This is a genomic window from Corynebacterium sp. (assembly GCF_012837295.1).
In the GTDB taxonomy this organism is placed as follows: domain Bacteria; phylum Actinomycetota; class Actinomycetes; order Mycobacteriales; family Mycobacteriaceae; genus Corynebacterium.
The window spans coordinates 1-8,646 of record NZ_DURI01000283.1; the positions used below are offsets into that span (position 1 = coordinate 1).

Sequence of the window (8,646 nt, forward strand, 5' to 3'; positions counted from 1 at the left end):
CCAGGCCGAATACGTTCGTATCCTCGCGGAGCACGACTACTACCGCGACCTCCAGAATCGCGCCTTCGACATCACCGCGAACGTCGAACTCCAACTCCTAGGCTCGATCGAACTCGCTCGATCTATCGGCGTGCATGAGGAACAGATTCTCCACACCCTTGCCGAAGCCGATGCCTACTTCCTCGGCGCTGCTCCGTCACCAGTGGTGCCGTCTACACCGGAGGTCAGTGTTCCGGAGTAGCCGGGCCGGTAGGACCGCGTTGCCTCGCTGACGACTACTCGACCCACGAGTAGCAGCCGCTCACGCTGGACGCGTCTTTGCCCATACCGTGCCCCGGTGGACGTCGAAGTGATGAGCAATCGCGTTGACGCTGACACCATTGGCGCGGGCTGTTCGCATAGCGTCCACTTCCTCGTCAGTGAGTCGTGTTCGAGGTCGTTTCTTTGGTTCCGCCGACGCGCCGATCAGAGGGTCATCGGCCTCGCCTTCGGGCTCGGCATCCTCACGAGTGCCTTGATTCCACGCGGAAACAAGCCTCTCAACCCGATGTCGCCTGTTCCCGCAACGCTCCATTGCTTCCACAACTCATGTCCCCTGCCAGTGCGCTGGCGGGGGCATCGTGTTGCGCGCACGGCGTCGAGCCGCCGGCCTGAGGTGACGAACATCGCGCATCACGACACCGCCGCTCCGGGCCCATGCAGCGCGCTCATGCCGCGCCTCGTACATGAAGGCTGAATCGATCCGCGGGGATTAGTCCGGGGCCAGATAGCTGCGGGTGTCGTCGTCGAGAGACGCCAACCACTCAGCTTCCTCCCCTGCCGCGGGGAGAACGTACCCGTACTCGATCATGTCCGCCGGCGGCAGGTCGACTAGGTAGACCCACACCGTTCGGCGCGGCACGCCCAAGACCTCGCGGACGACGCCGCTCAGAGCGTCGAGCAGGGCGACCTTCTGCTCGGGGGTGCGCCCGGCACGGATCTGACCGTGTACGAACACCAGTTCGTCGGCGATCGGGGTGCCCCCGACGAAGTGCCGGTCGGTGTCGACCTCCTCGAAAACGACCTGAGCGAAAAACCCCGGCGCACCGGTGGCCACGGTGTGAGCTGAGGTGATCGCGTGGGCGAGGGAGGCGCGGGCGTCGGGACCGAGGCGCCCGGTGGAAGTCCGCACGGTATATGTAGGCATGGTGCGAGGATAGGAGTCGGATTGGGGCCGGTCAACCGTGCCCGAATTCAGAATCGAGAGGCCTTGCGCTGGTCGAAAAGGCTTTCAGGCGGGCGGCTCACCAGGCGGTCCATCTTGCGTTTGGCCGCTTTTCGACTCCGCGGGGAACCGCTATGCCATCAAGCTGTCCCGCATTTCCTCTCACCTGTCGGTACGTCCTGCTGCGCCTCGATAGGTGGCATCGAGTGGCACTGAGGGACGCGGGGAGATGAACGTCAAGCTCACGGCCGCCCTGCTCATGGCGGGCGAGCAAACGAAAATTCCTCCGGGACGGTGTATCGCCAACCGGGTCATCTTATGTCGCACGCTGGGCCGGGTCACTCGGATCGGCCGACCCCGGGGTGTTCCGACTCCGCACACGCAAGCGCGGAATCGTTGGTGTTCGGATTGACGTCTTCAGTTGCGGTGCGTCACCGACCCGACGATTGAGTCTGTTTCCCCCGAGTGCAGTTGCACATTGCGCGGCGACCAGGTGCGTGGCGACCCAATGAACTCGACCCTCACCCTGGGATTAAGTGAGAGATCCCCACAGCGCCTTTTCGGCCGCCGCAGTCGGGGTATCGTGCTCTCCGCTCATTGGGGATTCGCGACTACTAGGCGGGTTTCGATCTTTCGAAGGGGCGAGCGACAGTAACGGCAGACGCTTCGGTGATTTGATGCAACTAAATCGCCGAAGCCTCGGCGATTGGTGGCGTTCACGACGTGATCCACGTGAAAAAGTGGCCCGAAAGCGTGGATATACGAAAGCGGCGCCCTCCCGAGAAATTCGGGAGGACGCCGCTTCGTCGTTCGGTGCCGGAGTCGTTCGGTGCCGGTGCCGTTCGGTGGTTGTTCCGAAAACCGGTGTCGGATGCCAACCGCCGCCGGTTTCCCGGCGGCCGACTATTACTTCTCGTCGTCGATGATCGGCTTCGGGGCCTCGTCGACCCGCTCCGGCATCTGGGCCGGGTTCGGGGCGCCCGGCTTGGGGGCATTGCCCTTGGCCGCGCCCGGCTTCGGAGCGTTCGCCTTCGGGGCCTTGACCTCCGACTGGACCTTCACCTCGGTGGGGGCGACGTCACCGGAGACGTCGCCGTCGGTGGCGTTGTCGGCGTCGGCCTTCTCGGCCTCCTTCTGCGACTCCTTGGCGGCTTCCTCCTCGGCGGCCTTGGCCTCCTGGGTCTTCTTCTCGGCGGTGGCGCGCTCCTCGGCGGCCTTGGCCTCCGCGGCCTTCTTGGCCTCGTCGGCCTTGTCGGCGGCGGCCTCGGCGGCATCGGCGCGCTTGTCGGCGGCGTCCGCCTGGGCGCCGGCCGTGGTGGACTTCGCGGCGGCGGCCTTCTCGGCGGACGCGTCCTTGACCTCGGCGGCCTTCGCGGCGGCGGCGTCCTTGACCTCGCCCGCCTTCGCGGCCACGGTGTCCTTGACCTCGGCGGCCTTCTGCTTCACCGGCGCGGGGTCGACGGGCAGCTTGTCGCCCGACTTCAGCTTCCACACGATCGCGGCGACGACCGCGGCGACGACGGCGAAGACGATGGAGCCGGTGGCGATGCGGCCGGACTTCGCGCGGCGGGCCTCCTTGCCGGAGAGCTTGTCCGCGGTCTGCTGCACCTTCTTCTCCAGGTCCTTGCGCGTGGACTTGGCGCGCTTGGCCAGGTCCTTGCGGGTCGCGGCGGCCTGCTTCGCGGCGTCCTTGCGGGCCTTCTTGGCGTCGCGGCGGGCCTTGCCGCGCTTCTTCTCCGCGTCCTTGCGCAGCGACGCCATCTTCTTGGCGGACTGCTTGCGGTTCTTGGCGCCGGCCTTCTTGATGTCGGCGACGCCGTCGGTGGCCTTGTCGCGCAGGGCCTCGGCCTCGGAAGCGACGTCATCGCCGAAGGACTGGAGCTGGCCACGGGCGTCGTCGGCCAGCGCCGACGCCTTCTTCATGGTCTCCTTGTTGCGCTTTTCGGCGACCTTCTTGGCATCCTGCATCGTGTCGTAGAGTTCGGCGGCCTTCTTGTCGCGGTAGTCGGCGTAAGCCTCGTAAGCCGACTTGGCGCCCTTGAGAGCCAGCGAAACGGTGCTGGGGTACATGGTGTGGTGCTCTCCTCGTCAGTGTGGACAATCTCCGTGCCCAGCGCGCGACCGATGGGGTTTCGGGCGTGCGATGGCACGGTGTTCACCATCCAGCGTATTCGTTTCCGCCGCCGCCGGTGGGCGGTCCGGCGAGTTGTTGGCGGATCGTGATCGGCCCGTCGTTCACCCGCCCCGCCCGCCGCCGCATCGGCCCGCGAGGGCGCGCCGACGGTCGCCGATCATTGAAGCCGCCGCCGAATCGCCGGTATCCTCGGCCAGGTGACTAACAAGACCGCCACCGCAACCGTCCACACCAACCACGGTGACATCGTCATCGACCTGTTCGGCAATCACGCCCCCGTGACCGTCGACAACTTCGTCGGCCTCGCCGAGGGCACGAAGGAGTACTCGGGCCAGAACGCTTCCGGCACCGAGTCGGGCCCGTTCTACGACGAGGCCGTGTTCCACCGCATCATCGCCGGCTTCATGATCCAGGGCGGCGACCCGCTGGGCACCGGCACCGGCGGCCCGGGCTACAACTTCGACGACGAGATCCACCCGGAGCTCCAGTTCGATCGCCCGTACCTGCTCGCCATGGCGAATGCCGGCAAGCGCGGCGGCCGCGGCACCAACGGCTCGCAGTTCTTCATCACCGTCGTGCCGACCCCGCACCTCAACGGCAACCACACCATCTTCGGCGAGGTCGCCGATGACGAGTCCCGCAAGGTCGTCGACGACATCGCGCGCGTCGCCACGGATCACTGGGATCGCCCGGTCGAGCCGGTCGTCATCACGGGCATCGACGTCGCCAAGTAAGACAGCCACGCGCCGCTTCGGGCGGCATCCGGCATGAACGCCGGCGGACATAGCGTCCGCCGGCGTTTTTTCGTGCGCGCATGTCGGCCAACCCTCGAGTGAACTCTCAATGTGTACTTCAGGGGCCATCGGGGGAGGGGCGCCGATCCACATATCCACAACCCTGTGGATGGTTCTTCAGATCCTCCCTCCACCTCTCCGTCCACGTTTCGGGCGCTTTACGACGCCCACGTCCACCCGATCCGACGTTCCACAAAGCTCCACAGGGATGTCCACACTTGTGGATAATTCCACTGTTGTAATTTACGAAAAAGCGTGCGAACCAGTTGAAAACGACGTGAACACACGGTTACGCCGAGACCCACAGGGGTATTGGGCGCTGTTGTGCACAGGGTTGTCCACAGGGTGTGGATGATGTGGACAGTTTCAACGGCCCTTCCGCGACCCCCGTTACGGAAAATCGCGCCGAATCAATCCACAGGTCTCCACAGCCGCTGATCCACATTCATCCACAAATTACACCGTTGATACACAGTTTTCTGTGGATGGATACAGCACTGGTCGCCGGAGTCCAGATCGCGAAAACCCCCGGTCTGATGTCCGAAATGGGGGGACATGCGACGTCGTGAAGCACCCCCGAACCAGGTCAAACGAAAACGCCCCGCGCACTGGGCGCGGGGCGTGGGAAAAGCGGGGGCGGGGCGTCAGCGCCACCCCATGGTCATGAGCAGGCCGAGGACGAACATGCCGAAGCCGATGACGTAGTTCCACGCGTTGAGCTGCTGCATGAACGGGATCGCCGGACCGGCGATGTAATTGACCACCAGCCACAGCAGACCGACGGCCATGAGGCCGAACATGATGACCTTGTACCAGGTGGGGGTCTGGGTGGTGTTGATCTTCACCGGGGTGCGGCTGACCCCGGAGCCGCCGGCCGGCGCGTTGGTCGTGCGATTCACCTTTGCCTTGGGCATCGGATCCCCATTCCATCGAGTAGTCGGTCACGCACCCGGCATGCGGTGGGCGTGCTCTGGTCGTGCGGTGTTCTGCGAGCGGTCGCGCTCTGGTCGTGCTCTGGAGGTGCCGGGCGCGGGCGCAAACGCCGCCCGGCCCATGTCCGCGACCAATCTACCAGTATGATTCTGGCTCATGCGCATCCTCGTCGTCGACAACTATGACAGCTTCGTCTTCAATCTGGTCCAGTACCTCGGCCAGCTCGGCGAGTCGACGACCGTGTGGCGCAACGACGACGACCGCCTCGCCGACCCCGCGTCCGTGGCCCGCGAGTTTGACGCCGTGCTGCTGTCTCCCGGGCCCGGCACGCCGACCGACGCCGGGCGGACCCCCGCCATGGTGCGCGCCTGCGCCGAGGCCGGCACCCCGCTGCTCGGCGTCTGCCTGGGCCATCAGGCCATCGGCGAGGTCTTCGGCGCCGACGTCGTCCGCGCCGACGAGCTCCTCCACGGCAAGACGTCCCCGGTGTCCCACGACGGCACCGGCGTGCTGCGCGGCCTGGCCAATCCGTTCATCGCCACCCGCTACCACTCGCTGACCGTCGACGAGTCGACGCTGCCCGACGAGCTCGTGGCCACCGCCCACACCCCCTCCGGGATGCTCATGGCCATGCGCCACCGCGACCTGCCCATCCACGGCGTGCAGTTCCACCCGGAGTCGGTGCTCACCCAGTACGGGCACCGCATGCTCGCCAACTGGCTGGCCGAGGCCGGCGGCTCCTACCCCGAGGCCCTGCTCGCCGAGCTCGAAGACGAGCAGGCCGGCTACCAGCGCGCGTTCGACGACGTCGTCGCCGGCTGAGCCGCACACCGCGTCCGCGCCGCACGCGCGCCGCACGCACGCACACCGCGCCAATACCGCGCACGCGAAAGGGCCCGGCCCCTCCACTGGAGGGACCGGGCCCCGGTCGTCGGCGGCGCCTACGTGGCTACCACCTTCAATTCTCGGGCAATCCCGGCACCGGCACCGGCAATTCGATGCCGCCGCCCTCGTCGGCCGGCGGGTTGCCCACGCCCAGGACGTAGACGGACAGCTCGACGTCGCCGTCCTTGTTCACCACCGCGTCGCGGCCGGGGCGCTGCGACTCGACGGTGTCCACGCGCGTCGGATCGATGGTGGTCACCGTCCGGCGGTCGATGTTGCCGGTGAACCCGGCGTCGCGCAGGGCACGCTCGGCGTCCTGCACCTTGCGGCCCTGGACGTCGGGCATGCGCATCTGATTGCCGCGCGACACCCGGACCTCGACGGTCGACCCGGTGGCCAGGCGCTCGCCGGCCTGCGGGACCTCGAGGACGCGGCCCTGCGGCTCGGTGGAGTCGATCTCCGTGACCTGGACGACGAAGTCCGCGGACTCGAGCGTCGCCCGCGCCGATTCGAGGTTCTGGCCGGTCACGTCGGGCACGGTCCGGGTCTCCGGGCCGGAGGACACCGTCAAGTTCACGCGGGTGCCCTTCGACACCTGCGCCCCGGCGGAGGGCGATTGGTCGATGACGTGGCCGCGCTGGATGTCGGGCGACGCCTCCTCCCGCAGGACGGGGTCGACCTGCAGCCCGGCTTCCTCGAGCAGGCGGCGGGCCTCCTCGGCCGGCTTGTCGCGCACGTCCGGCACGTCGGTGATCTCGCGTCCCGACGACACCTTCAGCACCACCGTCGACCCCTCCGGCAGGCCGGACCCGAAGGTCGGCTCGGTGCCGATCACGAAGTTGCGGGGGATGTCGGGGTGCGGCTCGTCGCGACGGTCGACGACGAATCCGGCGTCTTCCAGCATCTTCTGCGCCTGATCCGCGGTCATGCCCTCGACCTGCGGGATGGCCACGGACTCGGACTCGCCGGTGTCGGTGAACAGGTTGTAGGACACCACGCCGACCGCGCCGAGCAGCAGTGCCGCGATGGCCAGCCACGCGACGGTCGCGAACAGGCCGCCCTTCTTCTTCTCTTCCCCGCGTTCGCGGGGGGCGGGCTCGTCGGCTTTGCGACGGGCCGGCGCGGCATCCGCCCGCCGTGCCCTCGCACCTGCGGCGCCGGCGCCCGCACCGGCCGCGGCGGCCGGGATGGCGGCGCCGACGCGGGTGCGGTCGTCGGCCGGGTCATCGTCGTCGTCGAGATGCGGCACCGCCGCCAGCGGGACCTCGCCCCGGCTGATGCGGCGCAGCTCTTCGGCGAAATCCGCCGCCGTGTCGTAGCGCTCGGCGGGATCCTTCGCCATCGCCGTCAGCAAGACCGCGTCCAGGGCGGTCCCCTCATCGTCGGAAAGCCCCTCGACCAGGCTCGACGGCAACGGGGGATCGTCCTGCACATGCTGGTACGCCACCGACAGGGGCGTTTCGCCGGTGAACGGCGGCTGCCCGGTCAGCGCCTCGAACAGGACGCAGCCCACGCTGTAGATGTCCGAGCGGGCGTCGGCGGCCTTGCCGCGCGCCTGCTCCGGCGACAGGTACTGGGCCGTGCCGATCACCGCCGCGGTCTGCGTCATCGTCGTCGAATCGCCCAGCGCGCGGGCGATGCCGAAGTCCATGACCTTCACCGCGCCGGTGTTGGTGAGCATGATGTTCGCCGGCTTCACGTCGCGGTGGATGATGCCCTGCCGGTGCGAGAAATCCAGCGCGTCGCACACGTCCGCGAGGATCGACGCGGCGCGGCGCGGATCCATCGGGCCCTCGCGGCGCACGATGTCGCGCAGCGTCTCGCCCTGCACCAGCTCCATGACGATGTACGGCACGGTGCCCATCGGGCCCTCGGTCTCGCCGGTGTCGAACACCGACACGATGACCGGGTGATTCAGGAACGCCGCGTTCTTCGCTTCACGACGGAACCGCTCGAGGAAGTTCTCGTCCCGTGCGAGATCGGCGCGCATCATCTTCACCGCGACCTCGCGGCCGAGCAGGGTGTCGTTGGCGGAAAAGACGTCGGACATGCCGCCGACGCCGATGAGCCCGCCGAGCCGGTAACGGCCGGAGAGGAGTTCGTCGCCGGTGGTCATCGGAGACTCCCTTCGGTCAGGTGCTGCACTTGGTTCTCGTTCTGGTGGAAAATCATCGTGGCACGTCCATCATCCCGCCAATCCGGGCGGAAGCGGAAGGCCCGGCACGGCGGGTGCGCCGTTGAGCGACGGATCGCCTCCGCCGCCCGCGCCGCCGGCACCGGGATCGGTCCCCGCGCCGGGATCCGGATTGCCGCCGCCCCCGCCGAGGCCGGGGAGATCCTCGAGACCCGGCAGGGTCGGGATTTCCGGAGCGTCCGGCGTCGTGGTCTCGGTCTGGGTCGGCTCCTCGGGCGTGACGGTCTCCCGGGGAGTTTCGTCGGTCGTGCCGGTCGGTCCGGTCCACTCCTCCGTGACGGACTCCGTCGTCGTGGTCGCGGAACTCGACGACGGGCCCCCGGTGCCCCGATCGGACATCTGGCCCATGAGCACCCACACCGCGCCGGCGAGGACCGCCAGCAGCAGGATCAGCGTCAGCCACAGCCCGGCGTTGCTCTTCTTGCGGCGCGGCGCATGCTGCTGCGTTCGCGGGGCGGCGGACGTGCGGGGCGCGGGGCTCGATGCGCGGCCACCCGCGGCG

The 8,646-nt window shown here is 68.0% G+C and carries 7 protein-coding genes and 1 pseudogene; 3 read left to right on the top strand and 5 right to left on the bottom strand.

What is annotated here, in order from left to right:
- A partial coding sequence (locus GX015_RS09190; protein WP_291344569.1) for a hypothetical protein occupies positions 1-241 on the top strand: 241 nt, incomplete at its 5' end.
- Between the two features lie 510 nt (positions 242-751).
- On the opposite strand, the gene GX015_RS09195 is transcribed toward GX015_RS09190, so the two are convergent.
- Positions 752-1,186 (bottom strand): tautomerase family protein, encoded by a 435-nt coding sequence (locus tag GX015_RS09195; protein ID WP_046650963.1) that lies wholly within the window; start codon positions 1,184-1,186, stop codon positions 752-754.
- Positions 1,187-2,110: 924 nt separating this feature from the next.
- A complete protein-coding gene (locus GX015_RS09200) occupies positions 2,111-3,274 on the bottom strand; it encodes a hypothetical protein (RefSeq protein WP_291344571.1) in 1,164 nt (387 codons plus the stop codon).
- A 261-nt stretch (positions 3,275-3,535) separates the two neighbouring features.
- On the opposite strand from GX015_RS09200, the gene GX015_RS09205 reads away from it, so the two are divergent.
- On the top strand, positions 3,536-4,072 hold the full coding sequence (locus GX015_RS09205; RefSeq protein WP_291344572.1) for a peptidylprolyl isomerase: 537 nt from the start codon (positions 3,536-3,538) through the stop codon (positions 4,070-4,072).
- A 704-nt stretch (positions 4,073-4,776) separates the two neighbouring features.
- Here GX015_RS09205 and crgA read toward each other — a convergent pair.
- Positions 4,777-5,046, bottom strand: a complete 270-nt coding sequence (gene crgA / locus GX015_RS09210) for a cell division protein CrgA (RefSeq protein WP_291344573.1) — start codon at positions 5,044-5,046, stop codon at positions 4,777-4,779.
- A 175-nt stretch (positions 5,047-5,221) separates the two neighbouring features.
- Between crgA and GX015_RS09215 the strand changes: the two genes are divergently transcribed.
- The gene (locus tag GX015_RS09215) at positions 5,222-5,887 is read left to right on the top strand and encodes an aminodeoxychorismate/anthranilate synthase component II (protein WP_291344574.1); all 666 of its coding nucleotides are present in this window, start codon (positions 5,222-5,224) and stop codon (positions 5,885-5,887) included.
- A gap of 136 nt (positions 5,888-6,023) precedes the next feature.
- On the opposite strand, the gene pknB is transcribed toward GX015_RS09215, so the two are convergent.
- A complete protein-coding gene (gene pknB, locus GX015_RS09220; protein ID WP_291344577.1) occupies positions 6,024-8,066 on the bottom strand; it encodes a Stk1 family PASTA domain-containing Ser/Thr kinase in 2,043 nt (680 codons plus the stop codon).
- A 69-nt stretch (positions 8,067-8,135) separates the two neighbouring features.
- A pseudogene (locus tag GX015_RS09225) lies at positions 8,136-8,646 on the bottom strand (hypothetical protein); the annotation flags it as partial.